15 protein-coding genes and 1 riboswitch are annotated in these 17,191 nt (G+C 40.1%); of the genes, 10 read left to right on the plus strand and 5 right to left on the minus strand.

All coding sequences use genetic code 11. The features are described 5' to 3' along the window. The first annotated feature begins 23 nt into the window (after positions 1 to 23). From JMN32_RS22185 to JMN32_RS22205, 5 genes are all read left to right on the plus strand, one after another. Positions 24 to 272: a hypothetical protein gene (locus JMN32_RS22185; protein WP_202858575.1), complete on the plus strand. Its 249-nt coding sequence runs from the start codon at positions 24 to 26 to the stop codon at positions 270 to 272. 428 nt (positions 273 to 700) lie between these two features. Further along, on the plus strand, positions 701 to 1,903 hold the full coding sequence (locus JMN32_RS22190; RefSeq protein WP_202858576.1) for a CapA family protein: 1,203 nt from the start codon (positions 701 to 703) through the stop codon (positions 1,901 to 1,903). A gap of 7 nt (positions 1,904 to 1,910) precedes the next feature. Beyond that, a complete protein-coding gene (locus tag JMN32_RS22195) occupies positions 1,911 to 2,249 on the plus strand; it encodes a MerR family transcriptional regulator (protein ID WP_202858577.1) in 339 nt (112 codons plus the stop codon). Between the two features lie 12 nt (positions 2,250 to 2,261). Continuing rightward, entirely contained in the window at positions 2,262 to 3,377 is a 1,116-nt protein-coding gene (dprA, locus tag JMN32_RS22200; RefSeq protein WP_202858578.1) for a DNA-processing protein DprA, read from the plus strand. After that, on the plus strand, positions 3,374 to 4,411 hold the full coding sequence (locus JMN32_RS22205) for a J domain-containing protein (protein ID WP_202858579.1): 1,038 nt from the start codon (positions 3,374 to 3,376) through the stop codon (positions 4,409 to 4,411). The genes dprA and JMN32_RS22205 overlap by 4 nt, the downstream gene beginning before the upstream one ends. 144 nt (positions 4,412 to 4,555) lie before the next feature. Here JMN32_RS22205 and JMN32_RS22210 read toward each other — a convergent pair whose 3' ends face one another. Both JMN32_RS22210 and JMN32_RS22215 read right to left on the minus strand, forming a co-directional pair. Then, positions 4,556 to 5,200, minus strand: a complete 645-nt coding sequence (locus JMN32_RS22210) for a tetratricopeptide repeat protein (protein WP_202858580.1) — start codon at positions 5,198 to 5,200, stop codon at positions 4,556 to 4,558. A 75-nt stretch (positions 5,201 to 5,275) separates the two neighbouring features. Further along, positions 5,276 to 6,130, minus strand: coding sequence for a hydroxymethylglutaryl-CoA lyase (locus tag JMN32_RS22215; protein ID WP_202858581.1), 855 nt, complete (start codon positions 6,128 to 6,130; stop codon positions 5,276 to 5,278). 160 nt (positions 6,131 to 6,290) lie between these two features. Between JMN32_RS22215 and JMN32_RS22220 the strand changes: the two genes are divergently transcribed. The 4 genes from JMN32_RS22220 to JMN32_RS22235 are packed head-to-tail and all read left to right on the plus strand — an operon-like array spanning position 6,291 to position 11,940. Then, positions 6,291 to 8,099 (plus strand): DUF1800 domain-containing protein, encoded by a 1,809-nt coding sequence (locus tag JMN32_RS22220; RefSeq protein ID WP_202858582.1) that lies wholly within the window; start codon positions 6,291 to 6,293, stop codon positions 8,097 to 8,099. Positions 8,100 to 8,102: 3 nt separating this feature from the next. Next, positions 8,103 to 9,818 (plus strand): DUF1501 domain-containing protein, encoded by a 1,716-nt coding sequence (locus tag JMN32_RS22225; protein ID WP_202858583.1) that lies wholly within the window; start codon positions 8,103 to 8,105, stop codon positions 9,816 to 9,818. 7 nt (positions 9,819 to 9,825) lie between these two features. After that, on the plus strand, positions 9,826 to 10,719 hold the full coding sequence (locus JMN32_RS22230; RefSeq protein ID WP_202858584.1) for a porin family protein: 894 nt from the start codon (positions 9,826 to 9,828) through the stop codon (positions 10,717 to 10,719). A 12-nt stretch (positions 10,720 to 10,731) separates the two neighbouring features. Beyond that, complete coding sequence (locus JMN32_RS22235) at positions 10,732 to 11,940, plus strand: hypothetical protein (protein WP_202858585.1); 1,209 nt, start codon at positions 10,732 to 10,734, stop codon at positions 11,938 to 11,940. Positions 11,941 to 11,988: 48 nt separating this feature from the next. Here JMN32_RS22235 and JMN32_RS22240 read toward each other — a convergent pair whose 3' ends face one another. The 3 genes from JMN32_RS22240 to metH all read right to left on the minus strand — a co-directional run bounded on the left by JMN32_RS22240 (position 11,989) and on the right by metH (position 16,266). Further along, positions 11,989 to 12,384 carry an Hsp20/alpha crystallin family protein gene (locus tag JMN32_RS22240; protein WP_202858586.1) on the minus strand — a complete coding sequence of 132 codons (396 nt, stop codon included), beginning with the start codon at positions 12,382 to 12,384 and terminating at the stop codon, positions 11,989 to 11,991. A gap of 193 nt (positions 12,385 to 12,577) precedes the next feature. Further along, positions 12,578 to 13,531 (minus strand): methylenetetrahydrofolate reductase [NAD(P)H], encoded by a 954-nt coding sequence (metF, locus tag JMN32_RS22245; protein WP_202858587.1) that lies wholly within the window; start codon positions 13,529 to 13,531, stop codon positions 12,578 to 12,580. 50 nt (positions 13,532 to 13,581) lie between these two features. Then, the gene (gene metH / locus JMN32_RS22250) at positions 13,582 to 16,266 is read right to left on the minus strand and encodes a methionine synthase (protein ID WP_202858588.1); all 2,685 of its coding nucleotides are present in this window, start codon (positions 16,264 to 16,266) and stop codon (positions 13,582 to 13,584) included. 83 nt (positions 16,267 to 16,349) lie between these two features. After that, positions 16,350 to 16,462, minus strand: a riboswitch (SAM riboswitch). A gap of 93 nt (positions 16,463 to 16,555) precedes the next feature. Here metH and JMN32_RS22255 point away from each other — a divergent pair. Beyond that, a complete protein-coding gene (locus tag JMN32_RS22255) occupies positions 16,556 to 17,032 on the plus strand; it encodes a nuclear transport factor 2 family protein (RefSeq protein WP_202858589.1) in 477 nt (158 codons plus the stop codon). Positions 17,033 to 17,191 lie beyond the last annotated feature (159 nt).

Raw genomic sequence — 17,191 nt, forward strand, 5'->3', positions numbered from 1 at the left:
ATTATTTTGTTTACTAAAATAACATGGGTTTACTTCAACAATTTGAGAATACCTCCTATGACACCACCAAAGTTAGAGTTCTTTCAGGCCTATCTTGGTGTCCGATTATTCCCAGGGATAGAGCGAAAATCTATGCGCATGACGCTCTGTCAATTGCTGAAAATAACGGGTATCAATTTGGCATTGATAACCTTTTCACAAAACCTTCCGAGGTTGAGCACCATACCTTAAAAGCCACTGAAATTTACAGAAAGCGAAACAATGATTCATGAAGGACGATCTTTATTGGCTGCTGCTCAATACCTTGATGTAAGTGCCTATTACAAAAAACTCTGAATCATGCCCACCATTTTCTTACTCTCAATGAAGGGAAAAGAGATTATGAGTCCAAAAAATTTGGAGTCTAATCGGAGAAGTGTACCGGATATCAGAAAACTACGAACAGAGCACTAGATTCCTTCCTACAATCTGTTAAATATGTAAACCATACATGCAACTCGTACTCTTTCCCTTCATTAATATTGCTACAGTATATAAAAACTGAAAGTCTCTCATCAAAAACACACCTCCTTTTTCCTGATTATAAAACATTTCAAACCTTTACAGTACCTACTTTTCTAAAAAAGCTTAGGACTTTAATTCTTTGAATTTTAGATTTTTATCAATCTTACCTTATTTTTGCGCCCCCGTGATTAACACTATGATATACACTTCAATAAAATATTTATGTCTGTTGTTGGCTATAACGGTAGTATTTAGTGCTTGTAAGGTATCCAGACCTTCTCAAAAAACTACTGAAAGTCAAACAGATACATTAGGAATCGTTAAAACAGATACCACTATTCAAGAGCCTGCGGACTCAACAATAGCCCAAGTTCCCGAGGTTCAGGATTCTGTTGTCATTGGCATTCACCGTGTGCTCAAAGACACTCTGACCATAGTGGGTGTTGGAGATATCATGATGGGCACCAACTACCCTGAAAATTGGTACTTACCCTCCAATCATGGCGCTCAGTTATTTGCTGAAGTAGACACCATTCTTCGTAATGCTGATGTTACCTTTGGTAACCTGGAAGGTGTTATACTTAACAAAGGAGGAGATGCAAAATACTGTAGAGACCCAAAAGTTTGTTATATATTCCGGTCACCCGAATACCTGGCACAGAACCTGGTAAAAACAGGTTTTGATGTAATGAGCACTGCCAACAATCATGCAGGCGACTTCGGTACTCCCGGAAGAAAAAACACAATGAAGGTTCTGGACTCCCTGGGTATCAACCATGCAGGCCTACTCACCAATCCTTACACTACCTTTGAAAGAGATGGGATGCGATATGGTTTTGCTGCTTTTGCTCCCAATACAGGTACTGTAAGCATTAATGATATTGCCAACGCGAAGAAGATTGTTGCACACCTTGACTCTATAAGTGATATAGTTATCATCAGCTTTCATGGAGGCGCTGAAGGCAGCAAATATCAACATGTAACGCGAAAGAATGAGTACTTCTATGGAGAGAACCGTGGCAATGTCTATTTATTTGCCCATCAGGTTATTGATGCCGGTGCTGATATTGTTTTTGGACATGGTCCGCACGTTACAAGGGCAGTCGAGGTTTACAAAAACAAGTTTATAGCATATAGCCTGGGCAATTTTTGCACCTACGCTCGATTTAATTTAAGAGGAGATAACGGACTGGCTCCTATCATTAAAGTTTTTACCGACAGCTATGGAAATTTTATAAAAGGTGAAATCACTCCAGTGATACAGATCGCTCCCGGAGGCCCCAGCATCGATCCTCAAAAGCGAGTCATCTCCCGTTTGCAACAACTTACCGAAAAAGATTTCCCTGAAGTAAAAATAAAAATTGACGATAGCGGTATAATTACTTATATTCAAGACTGAATTATCCATGCCTTATAAAGAGAAGACCATAGAGAAGAAGTACTACGCCATTGGAGAAGTGGCAGCTATGTTCAACGTGGCAACTTCATTAATTCGGTTCTGGGAAACCGAATTTGACATTATCAAACCAAAAAAAAACCGCAAAGGTAATCGTCAGTTCACCAAAGAAGACATTGACAATGTAAGGCTTATCTACCATCTTGTAAAGGAAAGAGGTTTCACCCTGCAAGGAGCAAAGGACATGCTCAAGAATGACTCCAATGCAGTAAAAGATAAGATGGATATGATTGACTCTTTAACCAGGGTTAAGGAATTTCTCCAAGAATTGAGACAGCAGATCCCTTAAGCAAATCACAATATGGATCAGAATCGGCTGGCTCAACTGGCACTACATTTCATTCCAGGAATTGGGAATTTCACGGTCAAACAACTCATTAGCTATTCTGGTTCTGCCGAAAATGTATTTAACCTGCCCAAGGCTAAACTGCTAAAAATACCAGGTATTGGTCCAGCTACGGCAAAATCAATACTGGAACATCGCCCTTTCGCCAAAGCGGAAGAAGAACTAGTCAAGGCAGAAAAGGAAAATACGAGGTTACTTCTCTATTCAGACAAAGACTTCCCTCAAAGGTTGAAACACATTAACAATGCTCCTTCCCTACTATACTACAAAGGTAACGCTGACCTAAACGCAGAAAAGATAGTTGCTATTGTAGGAACAAGAAATGCTACTCAATATGGACGAGATTTCACGGCAGAATTCATCGCAGGACTTAAATCTCACAACACTCTAATTGTAAGCGGATTAGCATATGGCATTGATATTCAAGCTCATAAATGCTCTATAAAATCCGGACTGCCGACGGTAGGTGTAATGGCAAGTGGAATTGACATTATCTATCCGGCATTGCATAGAGAAACTGCGCAGCAAATGACCGGGTATGGCGGTATACTTTCCGAACATAGTTTCGGGAGCAAACCGGATGCTCCTAAATTCCCTGCGAGAAACAGAATCATTGCTGGTATGGCGGACGCTATCGTAGTGGTAGAGGCTGCTAAAAAGGGAGGTGCCTTGATTACGGCAGAAATTGCCAATAGTTATAGCAAAGATGTATTTGCTGTTCCAGGGGACTTAAAAAGCTCTTTTTCAGAGGGGTGTAACAACCTGATTAAAACAAATAAGGCACATCTATTAACGAGCGTAAGTGATCTGGAATATATCATGAACTGGGCTCCTTTGGAAGAAGGAAAGAAAAAACCAGAGCCACAAATCGACATTTCATCCCTGGATGATGATGAAGCTTTGGTCTTTTCAGAACTAAAAAAACATGACACTGCTGTTGCCATAGATAACCTTAGCTGGCAAACCCAGCTTCCTGTAAGTAGATTAGCTTCAGTTTTACTGAACCTCGAATTCAAAGGGTTCGTTAACTCCTTACCGGGAAAAAGCTATAAGCTTGCCAACAGTAAATGAGAGATAATTACTATCACATTTTAGGACTGGACAATTTTGCCTCTCAGAGTGAAATAAAAAGTGCCTATCGGAGGTTAGCAAAGAAGTATCACCCAGATAAAAATTCCGGTGACCCTGATAGTGAGGAGAAGTTCAAAAGAGTCAATAAGGCGTACAAGGTCTTGACAAACCCTGCCAAAAAGCCTAGCTATGATCAACTTTTGAAGCAGCAGATAGCGGCTCCAAATTCGCCTAATTATGCTCCCCGACAATCGCACTATACCACTGAAAAGCGCAAGTATACTCCAACAGCATGGATGCTGGCCCGAGTCTTTATAATTGCTTTTATCATGGCAATTATACTCATCCCCATAGGGCTTATCTATAAATCTTCAATAACTTCTTATGAAAGAGGTATGGAGGCTTTGCAAAAACAGGAATACTACCAGTCCCTAAACCATTTTGACCGTGCAATTACCACTTTCGGAGGTCGGGCAGTAGAAGCTGGAATTGAAGGAGGTAAGATATGCATCTACAACCTTCATAACTATGAGCAAGGATTATATTTTGTAAACCGTGGGTTGGAGCATGCTGAAAGGCAATCGCAGTTTGCCGAGCTATATTACCTGAAAGCACTTTCTTATAAAGGTCTCAGCAATTATGAAGAATCGATGAAAGCATTGAGTATGGCTGATTCTCTTCAATATACTACAGATAGTCTGGAGCTTCAGCTTGGCCTTTTGCATGCATTTGGCCTACACGAATTTAATAAAGGTGAGAAGAACTTTAACTACCTTATTGAACACAATATCCATTTGCAAACAGCTCTATTTGGTAAGGCATGGTGCCTTCAAAATCAGGAACGGTATAGAGAGGCTGCCATTACTTACTCAAAAGTTATAGAAATGGATCCAAGTCACGCTATTTCCTACTATTACAGGGGTTTGAATGAGATAAGCTATTATGACAGCTCAGCTGCCTGCCAAGACTTTGCTAACGCGATGGAGTTGGGATATTATAAAGCAGAAACTTTATTTAAATACCACTGTGAGTAGTATTCTCGTTGATTCTTTTTATTTCAAACTCCTAACTCAAGTGCCTTATTCTTAACTTTCCATTTATTACAATGCGAAACACCAGACTCGGTATACAAAAAAGACTCCGCCGAAGCAGAGTCCTTTTACCATGAAAAACCCCGATTAGTTATCTTTATTATCATTATCAGTAGAATACATCCGCTGATTACATTGTTCCCTTATAATATCATATGCTTTTAAATCACCCAGTTCTCCTGCCTTACTTAGGTCAAGACATCCTTTCTGCAACTGACCAAACTCCAACCTGAGTACTCCACGCAGATAATAGGCGTCCACATTCTTTGGGTTGAGTTCCAATATTTTAGAACAGTCATTTATAGCGTCCTGATAGGCTTCCAGTTGTTGCTTTGCCTGCCCTCGTCTGTAATAGGCGTCCAGATTATTCGCATCCATCTCAATAGTAGAAGAGTAATCCTCAATCGCTCCGTAATAGTCTTGCAATCTGTATTTGATATTACCTCTGGCAAAATAAGCTTCTGCGTATTTATTATTCTTTTCGATAGCCGTATTGAAGTCTTTCATTGCTCCATGGATATCTTCAAATGCTTCTTTTATTTTTCCTCGCATATAGTAAGCCTGAGCATAGTTAGGATCAATTTCAATAGCTTTATTGTAATTGATTACAGCCTGCATATATTCACGCTGTTCATAAAGCTTCTTTCCTTTGTCCGTAAATTCTGCAGCTGTTTGTCCGTACGAGGTAATTGAAAGAATCAGACCAACGGCCACAATAATATATTTTTTCATTTTCAATTTTAATTGGTTTTTCAGGGTAACAAATTCCTAACAAAAAGAATGCTAAAAACTTAAAATAAATTTAAATCAATGAAACTGGGTAAAAATAGCAGGTGCAGCACCCACCGCCTCTAAGAAGAGTTTTTGATTTAGTCCTAAATCGGGATTTTTTGTCTCTAAATAGGACACAATTTTCTCCGTGGCAATATTTCCTACTAAATCATCTTTAGCCATGGGACATCCACCATACCCATTGATAGCCCCATCAAAACGGCGACATCCAGCCATATAAGCAGCATCTATCTTTTCCTGGGCAGTATTAGGGTTGGAATGTAAATGCGCTCCGAATTCAATATTAGGGTACCCCTTAATAAGGTTTTTATACAAATAAGTAATGTTTTCCCGATTTGAGACACCGATCGTATCTGCTAAAGAAACTATACCTATTCCCATGGAAGACAATATATCCGTGAACTTACCCACTATTTCAACATCGTATGGATCGCCATATGGATTACCAAACCCCATAGAAATGTATGATACCAGCCGCTTATTATGTTTTATACAGATCTCTTGTATTTCGTTGAGGGTATTGAGTGCCTCCGCAATCGACTTATTTGTATTTCTTTTCTGGAAAGTTTCAGATATGGAGAAAGGGAAACCCAGATAAGTAATAGCATCATATTGAGCCGCATCATGAGCCCCTCTGGTATTAGCTACAATGGCTAGCAATTTGGACTTGCTGTCTCTCAAATCAAGCCCAGCCAGTACCTCAGCCGTATCCTTCATTTGAGGAATAGCTTTTGGAGAAACAAAACTTCCGAAATCGATGGTATCAAACCCAACTTTCAAAAGTTTATTTATATATTCAACCTTTAATTCAGTAGGTATAAATTCTTTGATACCTTGCATAGCATCTCTGGGGCACTCTATTATTTTCATATCTGTTTTTAAGTAGGTATGCAAATGTATTAGTTAGGCCTATAAAAGACAAAAACATACCATTGAACGATCAAATTGTTTATTTATCCTTCACAATAAAAAAAATTATAGTTTTAATTTTTAGATTGACTATCCAAAACTTGCTAAAACATTAATTAACATGCCATTAACAGCTTTAACTGGTTCACTGGGGGTGAAACGAGCCGCTCATTTATTGCGCAGAGCCACCTTTGGAGCATCAAAGCAGCAAATCGATGATTTTGCCAACCTAACCGCAGCGCAAGCCGTAGCTCAACTTTTTGCTACCAATCTACCTGATCCCACACTACCTCTTGATCCTGCCACTGGGCAGGAATGGGTTGAAAGTGGAGTGGTAGAAGGCGTAAATAGCGGTGACGATGAATTAAGGAACTACTTCAAGGCCTGGTTCATTGGTCAGATGATGAGCACCGACATTGCTGCCAACCAAGAGCTAGCTTATGCTCTGAGAGAAAAAATCACCTTATTCCTACATACTCATTTTACAACCATGGAGGAAAAAGTTGATGACAGCCGCGCATTGTACTTTCAAAATGCCTTATTTAGGCTATTTGCTTTTGATAAGGATGATGAAAATGTTGTAATAGTTGATGAGGACACTGGAAGCTCTCAAAATGAAATTGCACCGAGAAACTTTAAAGAACTCACCAAGAAAGTATGCATAGACAACGCTATGCTCATATTTCTTGATGGACGCCAGAACGTTAAGGGAAGTGTGAATGAAAACTATGCCCGGGAAATGTTCGAACTTTACACTATTGGTAGAGGGCTTGAAGCTCGTGTAAACGGTATGACCCCTCCAGGGCCTGGAGACTATTTCACATTTACGGAACAAGATGTCCAATCTGCTGCAAAAGTACTCTCCGGATTTGATCGTGACGAAACTTATGAAACCATTGATCAATATACGGGTATTCCCAGAGGGCGAATCAAAGGAAATATTATTGCAACCCAACATGCAGGGGGAGTAAAGCAATTCAGTGATTACTTTAACGGGTATAATGGCGGCAAAGTGAGCCCTGACCCAACACTTTTACAAGGGGGACCAACTGAAGACAGTGCAATTGATGAAATCAGCCAGCTGATAGATATGATCTATTCAAGGGAGGAAACAGCACGTCAAATTTGCCGTAAACTGTATCGTTTTTTCGTTTACTATGATATAGATGAAAATCTCGATGATGATGTCATCGCCCAAATGGCGACCACTTTCACTGCCAATAACTTTAAAATCCAACCTGTATTGGAAGAACTCTTCCAAAGCGAACATTTCTATGATAATGTGGCTGGAGTAGACGACGATAAATTTGGCGGTATCATTAAATCGCCCCTTGACCTTATTCTAGGCACCTTAAAATTCCTGGAGATTAAGCTCCCGTCATACCAAAGCGATCTTGAGAATTTCTACATGATGGCCAATAGCCTAATGGATTTGATGAACCGCCAGGGAATGACATTTTATGAACCTTATGAGGTAGCAGGCTATGTGGCTTACCACCAATACCCTGTTTATAACAGAAACTGGATATCCACAAATTATCTCACTCAACGTTATGATTACATACGTCAGTTGATGAACCAAAATGAGGGTTTGCCGGCCTTTGACTTATTGGAATATGTAAAACTAAACTTCAATGCCCAGGCTACGGACGCAAAGCAATTTATTACAACACTTGCCCCCTATATTTTCCCGTTTGCTGAAAATCTTGATTATGAAGTAGACGGTGGCGACCTAACCAAGGAACGCATCAGGTACTTTTTACAGGTATTTATCCAGTTCGATGATTACCAGGATACAGCAGCTGTTAATCAGGCCAATTCGGACTGGGGTAGTTTGTATGCCGATCCTTCTAAATACCTGGAAGCCGGGGAATACTTAAGAAGGCTTTTTAACGCAATGATGCAGTCTCCTGAATACCAACTATTTTAAACCATGAAAAGAAGAAAATTCCTTAAACAGCTACCCATGTTAGCGGGTGCTTCGCTGGCATTGAATAATATACCTATCCGTGTCATGGGTGAGTCAAGTCATTTCCTCAGGTTGGCAGACCAAAGTAACAGCGATCGTGTTATGGTCATTATTCAGCTTCATGGAGGAAATGACGGCTTAAATGCTGTCATTCCGATAGAGCAATATGACCTGTATTATAGCAGGAGAGCTAACATTGCAATTCCAGCTAAAAACAGTGTAAGAAGATACATTCCTCTAGACTCTACCCTACCGTCAGCCGATCAAGTAGGCCTTCACCCCGATATGATTGGGGCTAAAGACCTATATGACCGAGGTCGGATGGCCATAGTTCAAGGTGTCTCATATCCTAACAACAATGGCTCTCATTTCAGGGGGCGCGATATATGGCACATGGGAGGTGGATTTGATGATTATTATTCATCAGGTTGGGTAGGTAGATTTCTTCAGAACAATTATTTACCCAAAGTTTACCCTAATGATTTTCCCAATGCGGAAATGCCTGACCCCTTGGCTATAGAAGTTGGAAGTGATGTTTCTCTAATGTTTCATCAGCATGGCAACATTCCCACTTCTATTTCTATCCCGGGAGGCCCTCAGGGGTTCGCCGATTTGGTAGAAAGCCTTGAAGGTTTTGATGATAAGCTTATTGACCCACGAGGCAAACCACCTGTTGGTTTAGACAACTCTCCTTATGGTAAAGAGCTAAACTGGATACTTGGTTTAGAGGATAAGTCTGAAGATTACGCAGCCAGGCTCCTGGAAGTTTGGAACAACGCCAGTGAAACCTCAGTCACCTACCCTGAAATATATCCTTTCAATGCCCCTTCTGGTAGCCTTACGAACCGATTAACCCCACAACTACAAGTAGTGGCTAGGCTAATTGCAGGGGGTGCAAAAACAAAAGTTTACCTAGTAAGAATTGGAGGTTTTGATACCCATGCAGGCCAGGTTGAAAGCTATGACCCAACAATGGGTTTACACGCTGCTTTAATGTATCATATATCTTCTGCCATGAATGCTTTTCAAGCTGATCTTCGTTCGAGGGGTATTGAGGACCGCGTATTATCAATGACAACTTCAGAATTCGGACGAAGGATAGACTCTAATGGTAGCTTTGGTACCGACCATGGTAAAGGTGGCCCAATGTTTATTTTTGGTAAATATGCTAAGCCTGGCGTATTAGGCACGAACCATGACTTGTCAACCGCCAATGGGAATATTGACATGCAACATGACTACAGGCAAGTTTATGCTACCATCCTAAAAGACTGGATGAAGGTAGATGAGGATGTTGTCAATAATGATATATTCTTTGGTAACTTTATTGATGGTCCTAAAGAAGATGGCTCAGGAAACTATGAACCATTGCAATTAATTTCAGATGAGGTAACAGGTACTGAGGGTTTCTTTAAAGATCGGTTCAGGCTTAACAATGCCTATCCTAACCCAGCATCAGGGGTAACAAATATTTCTTTCTACATCAATGCTGAAAACCAGGTAAACATTAAACTAATTGACCAAAAAGGCCAACTGGTGAAATGGCTGATGCAAGAAAGAAAAGGTCCAGGGGAGCATTCATTTAAAGCTAATCTTGCCGGAATCAAGCCCGGAGTTTATTTCTACCAAATAGAATCGGGTATATTAAAGGACACTAAAAAACTGATTATAAGAGAGTAAAGAATCAATGAAAAACCTAACCATTCTTCTTTTGAGCGCAGTGCTACTCCTAGGGCATCATGCTACAGAGGCTCAAAACAAGAGAAAGAGGGATAAAATGTATCCCGCATACAGCACTTCAAGACCAAAAAAGGATGATCGCTTTTTGCAAACCCAATGGTGGCTGGGTTTTAGAGCGGGAGCAAACCTTACTGAGGCTAATCCGATAAGACGATTTTCTGGCTTTAGTCCAATCAATTATGACAAGGAGTTGAATGAGAAAACCTATAGCGGCTATGAGTTGCCAGGGGGGCATGCTGGTATTGAAATTACTTTCTACCACAGAGGTTTTTCCTTTAGCCTACAACCTAACTATAGAAGACAACGGTTCTCCTACTATAATGAGTTCACTTGGGAAGATGTCGAAAATCCCGACAATCGCCTGGACTTAAAATACGATCAGGACCACCAACTCGATTACATCGAGATCCCTTTCTTCATTAAATATGACCTTACAAGAGGGAATCTAAGACCATTTATCCAAATTGGTGGTTACTACGCCACACTGGCAAATGCCAATAAGGCAGTAGAAATAACAGGAACCGATTATGCATCAGGAAATGCAGGCCCCTTCAATACCGAAAATTTAGTTATTGGAGCCAAAGACTTATTTATTAAAAGTTCTTTTGGTGTAGCCGGAGGCGTAGGTGCCAGTTATGACTTCTGGAATATGCGAATCGTACTGGATGCTACTTATCGTTATGGCATGAATAATATCACAAATGCCAAAAACAGGTACTCGAAAAACGAATTAGCTGGTATTGGAGATGCTCTTGATGATGTTGAAATGCGCAATATATCATTCAGTATTGGCTTTTTATTCCCATTGAGGTTTATCAACAAACAGTTTGATGCAAATTAACATTCACCAACCATGAAAAGTAAATTTAATGAATATATAGCCCTCCTGTTAATCATGTTGGGCCTGCTATCAGCCTGTGATACTGCTGACAATGAAATTGCACCGGATGCTTCATTTTTCAGGATCTATGATAATGATCAATTTCAGGCCTCATTTATTCCCATTGATGTAAAACAGACCGGAGATGGTGGCTATCTTATTTTAGGAGCCACCCGGTTAAACGATTCTGATTTCTCCGGAGTATACTTGCTAAAAGCTGATGAAAATGGGCAATTCGTTTCCGAACAAAACCTTTCTTCACAGTTCGTTCACCCTGTTAATAGTCTTATAGAACTAGAAGACAAATTCTACTTTGTGGCAATGGAAGCTACCAGTCTCAGGGCACACTTATTTACATTAAACAGTGCTGGTCAACTTACAGACACTGCTGCCATTGGTGGCAATGTATATTACCCGTTATATGCTGCTGCAGATGAAAATAGTATTATACTGCATAGCTATAATAATGGAGAAAAAAGATCAGCACTATCCTTGGTAAGTACTTTGGGACAGGTTATAAATCAGGTAGATTTTAGTATTGGAGCCGGAGATGAGGTAGAAGCACCCATCATGGAACATTTCACAAGAACAGGCCGACAACTCCCCTTCTCTGCCGGAAAAATGGACAATGGTCTTTATTATTTTAACGGTTTCTACAATTACACGATGTCGTTGGTTTTCACTAACTTTTCTAGTGAAGACCCCAACGGGGTAACGCAGGGCCAGCATGACAACGGGGGAATTAGTGCCATTTCACATATAGCTGGAAATAGCTTTGCCATTGCCAGGTTCAATTATGGAGATAATTATATTCTTCCAAAAGTAGACCTTAATGTTACAGGTACATCCTCCTCTTTTGACCTTGCCGGCAACTCATTTCCTGAATTGGTTCCTGATGCCCCAATAATGGTCAAGAAAATGACTATTGATGGTAAGAATGTATCAATCTTTGGAAGTCACACTAAAGCAGGTAAAATTATTTTAATGGCATATAGCACAAGTTCCGGGGAATTATTGGGTACAAAACATTTGGGTTTTGCCAATCCCTTTGAAATCGCCGGATTCAATATAACCGAAGACAACGGCCTTGTGGTTGCCGGAGCTACTTCAGTCGCAGACAGATTTACCCGTATCTGCCTATTCAAGTTAACAGAAGATGAGCTTTCAGAGCTGGTGAACTGATTCTGGAAGGCTCCGACAAGTGATTGACCAGTCGGAGCCTTCCAAAAACTACCATTTCTTTATTTCTATATTTTTATGAAAGCCAGTCCTTAACTCATTAAAGGGCAGGAAAACACTTAATATTTTTTCTTCAAATGAAGCTGAAATATTCCTAAAATCAATTTCTGGTGATAGTGGACAGGTCGCCGCGACATGAGGTACCATGATGACAGAGTTATTGCGCCCTTTAAACTCAAGGTTATGATAAACCATTAAATTCTTCTCAACAATCTCCACCTTAATTTTTTCAATATCTACCCCTGGAATACGGGCCTTTAGCAAATAGTGATCGGATTTTTTCTCCAACTCCACCTGAGGTTCGCTGATGCCTCCATTGAGCGTATTTACAATATCAGCTGTATGTAGCACCCTTCTCACCCATTTCTTATCTTTATCGTACTTCATAAAATCTCCTTTCGTTTGGTGTTATAACAACAACCATCATACCATGGTCTATACGGAAGCTTAAACAGACAAAATGACGGAAGAAAATAACAAAGACAGACAAAATGACAGGAATAAGTTCTATGCAAAAAAGAAACCGGATGCACTTACGCACACCCGGTTATAAATGAAACACCTGACGGTGTCTCCCCTTTTAGAACAATTCCTTCGCTATATTTAATACTGAATTTGATTTTCCCATAGAATAATAATGCAATACAGGGACACCAAATTTCACAAGTTCTTTTGATTGCTTAATAGTCCACTCAATACCCACCTGACGCACTTGTTTATCATCTTTACATTTATCTACTGCGTCGGCCAACTCCTCAGGTAAGTCAATATAAAAAATTCTAGGCAAAACATTAAGTTGCCTTTTAGTTGTAAGTGGCTTTAAGCCTGGAATTATAGGCACATTAATACCCATTTCTCTACATTTAGCTACAAAGTCAAAGTACTTTTTATTGTCAAAAAACATTTGAGTAACTATGTAGTCAGCACCCATATCTACCTTCATCTTAAGGTATTTCATGTCTGTCTTCAGATTAGGAGCTGCAAAATGCTTTTCAGGGTATCCAGCTACTCCTATACAAAAATCAGTGGGGTTAGCATTCAAAAGGTCTTCATCAAGATACTTCCCTTTATTCATATTTACTACTTGTTCAAGCAGTTCAGACGCATACTTATGACCTCCTGGTTCAGCTATAAATACTGACTCTGACTTTATAGCATCACCCTGAAGTAGCAGCACATTATCTATCCCCAAAAAATTCAGGTCTATGAGTGCATTTTCCGTTTCTTCCTTGTTAAAACCTCCACATATAATATGAGGTACGGTATCTACATTGTACTTATTCTTAATAGCTGCACACATTCCTACTGTTCCCGGACGCTTCCTAATAGATTTTTTCTCCAGCAGGCCGTTTTCTCTTTTCTTATAAACAAACTCCTCTCTATGATAAGTAACGTCTATAAAAGGCGGGTTAAACTCCATAAGGGGATCAATATGATTATAAAGGTTATCAATATTCTCCCCTTTTAACGGAGGCAGTATTTCGAATGAAAAAAGTGTTTTTTTCGACTTTGAAAGATGTTCTGTTATCTTCATATTTTGCTCTTGGATTTCCGTAAATACGGAAAACATATTTTTAAAACATATTAATAGGCAAGGCTTGGCCCCAGCCATTTTTCAATTTGCTCGACAGACATGCCCTTCCTTTGTGCGTAATCCTCTATCTGATCCTTTTCAACCTTACCCAGACCAAAGTATTTCGATTCAGGGTGAGAAAAATAGAAACCACTCACCGCAGCTGCAGGATACATGGCATATGAATCAGTGAGAGATATTGCAGTATTTTTTTCTACTTCAAGTAGGTTAAAAAGCAATGGTTTTTCTGTATGGTCAGGACATGCAGGGTATCCGGGTGCTGGTCTGATACCGGCATATTTTTCTTTTATAAGCTCTTCATTTGAAAAGCTTTCACTTGGATCATACCCCCAAAAATCTGTTCTGATCTTTGCATGCATAAGCTCCGCAAAAGCTTCTGCAAGTCTATCAGCGATAGCCTTAACCATGATCTCATTATAATCGTCATGTGCCTTTTTATATTTTTCAATAAGTGGCTCAATCCCAATACCTGTCGTCACAGCAAAGCCACCAATATAATCCGTAATACCGGTTTCTTCAGGAGCAACAAAATCCGCAAGGCATAGGTTAGAGATCCCCTTACCCTTTTTGCCCTGTTGCCTCAGAAAGTGAAACGTTTCCAAATGTTCACCATGATCAAAAACTTTCACATCATCTCCAACCCTCTTGGCTTCATAAAGTCCAATTACTCCATTGGCATGCAACAAACTGCCTTCTATTATTTCATCCAGCATCCTGTTCGCATCATCATATAGTTTTTTAGCCTCCTTACCGATCACTTTGTCATCAAATATCTTAGGAAACTTCCCCTTCAGCATCCATGTCTGGAAAAATGGGGTCCAGTCTATATATTTTCTAATCTCCTCAAGTGGGTAATCATTAAACACTTTGTTGCCCAATACTTTAGGCTTAACGGGCCTGTAAGTAGACCAGTCCAAAGCCACCTGATTTTGACGAGCCTCAGATAAACTCACATACGATTTATCGGCTTTTCGGGTGGCATGACCTTCTCTCACCTCCTTATACTCTTGTTTGATCTTTTGATGAAAGGCTTCTCGCGTATTATTGCTGATCAATTCACCAACTACAGGCACACTTCGGGAAGCATCTAAAACATGTACCACGGCACCGCTATAGTTTTCATCTATTTTCACGGCTGTATGAACCCTCGATGTAGTAGCCCCACCAATAAGTAATGGAAACTTTAAATTCTGCTTTTCCATTTCTTTAGCCACATGTACCATTTCATCTAGTGAAGGAGTGATCAATCCACTTAGACCTATGGCTGCAACATTTTCCTTAACAGCTGTTTCCAGAATCTTCTCAGCAGGAACCATGACTCCCAAGTCAACAATCTGATAGTTGTTACACGCTAATACCACTCCTACTATGTTCTTTCCAATGTCATGCACATCTCCCTTGACCGTTGCCAGTAGTATCTTCGACGCCGATTCTGTAGACTTATTTTTTCGTTTTTCTTCCTCCATAAAAGGTTCCAAGTAAGCCACGGCCTTTTTCATGACACGAGCGCTTTTCACCACCTGAGGGAGAAACATTTTACCTGAACCAAACAGATCTCCCACGATATTCATACCGTCCATCAATGGCCCTTCTATCACGTGCAGGGGCTGACCATACTTTACCCTGGCTTCTTCCGTATCAGTATCTATAAACTCGATAATTCCCTTTACCAGGGCGTGGGATATCCTTTCCTCAACCGAACCCTTTCTCCAGGCATTATCGCGTTGCTTCTTTTTAGCCCCACCCTTAACCTTTTCAGCAAATTCCAGTAATCTCTCGGTAGCGTCATCTCGTCTATCAAGCAATACGTCTTCCACATGCTCCAACAAGTCTTTCGGAATTTCATCATATACTTCAAGCATAGTAGGGTTCACAATACCCATGTCCATCCCCTTTTTAATAGCGTGATAAAGAAATGCCGAATGCATTGCTTCTCGCACTGCATTATTACCTCTGAAAGAAAAGGAAACATTACTAACTCCTCCGCTTACATGTACGCCCGGCAAGTTCTCTCTGATCCATTGAGTCGCATTAAAAAAGTCCAGCGCATTTTTCCTGTGTTCTTCCATACCTGTAGCAACTGGAAATATATTAGGATCAAAAATGATATCCTGAGGAGGGAAATTTACCTTATTAACAAGGATGTCGTATGAACGCTTACAGATATCAATTCTGCGCTGATAATTATCAGCCTGACCGTCCTCATCGAAAGCCATTACAACTACGGCAGCTCCATACTGCTTTATTTTTTTAGCCTGTCTGACAAATTCGTCTTCTCCCCCTTTCAAGCTGATGGAGTTAACAATGCCTTTACCCTGAATACATTTAAGTCCTGCCTCGATAATGTGCCATTTCGAGGAGTCAATCATAATCGGTATCTTGGATATTTCAGGCTCCGAAGCTATAAGGTTAAGAAATTTTGTCATAGCCTCTTCACCATCAAGCATTCCCTCATCCATATTAACATCCAGAACCTGAGCACCACCTTCAACCTGGTCACGCGCTACCTCCAGAGCTTCTTCATACTTATCTTCCTGTATCAGTCTAAGAAACTTCCTGGAACCTGTCACATTGGTCCTCTCCCCTATGTTAATAAAATTGGCATCTGGCGTTACTATTAAAGGTTCTAACCCGCTTAATCTCAAGTAAGGTATATTCTTTCCGTTGATGTTCATTAATTAGAAAACGTTATAAACAAAAAAAGCTCTTCCGACAAATCGGAAGAGCTTCTATATTTTTGTGTTTCGATAGCTTTACCAACTTATCTGCCCTCACATTATGTGAAGATGGATTTAGCACCTTTTTCCCAATAATCAGGAACGGTTGCTAAGGCTTCGCCGGGCCATTTCCCTCAGCCTTTCTTGATAAGAATACTTTAAAAGAACAATCTTTGTACAAAAGTAGAATATTTTTTTTAACAACAAATTTAAATGACCATTTTAGTGCGTAAAAATATTAAGTGTTATGAATAGTAATAGTAATACCGAAATAATTCGGAAGTTTTATGATGCCTTCAAGATGGGGGACGCGGAGACAATGGCGGCATGTTACCATCCCGATGTTCAATTTGAAGACCCTGTTTTCAGGAAATTAAATGGTGATGAAGCTGGGGATATGTGGAGGATGTTGCTCTCCCGAGCCGAAGATCTTCATATCGAATATTTTGATGCTGCTGCCAATAATGATGAGGGAACCGTGCGATGGAATGCTACATATACTTTTTCCAAAACCGGAAGAAAAGTGAACAACAAGGTTAAAGCATGCTTCAGGTTTAAAGATGGACAGATCATAGAGCATAAAGATAGCTTCAACTTCTGGAAATGGAGCGGCATGGCACTGGGCCCTGTTGGTTTTTTTCTGGGCTTCACTCCTTTTCTCAGAAACAAAGTATCTGCCCAGACATTAAAGCTACTAAGGTCTTTCAGAGAAAAACGAGAATAGAGACATCCTCCTAATCATTATCTCAGCTATCACCCAATAGCTATTTTTTTTATTTCAAACTTTCCTATATTAGCAGCGGCCGCATTACTATGCAGCTGTTCCGCACGAGGTTCTACAACTCCGTTATCGTATCATGAAAGCTTGCCTAAAAATTATTAC

This window comes from Fulvivirga marina, assembly GCF_016775155.1.
In the GTDB taxonomy this organism is placed as follows: domain Bacteria; phylum Bacteroidota; class Bacteroidia; order Cytophagales; family Cyclobacteriaceae; genus Fulvivirga; species Fulvivirga marina.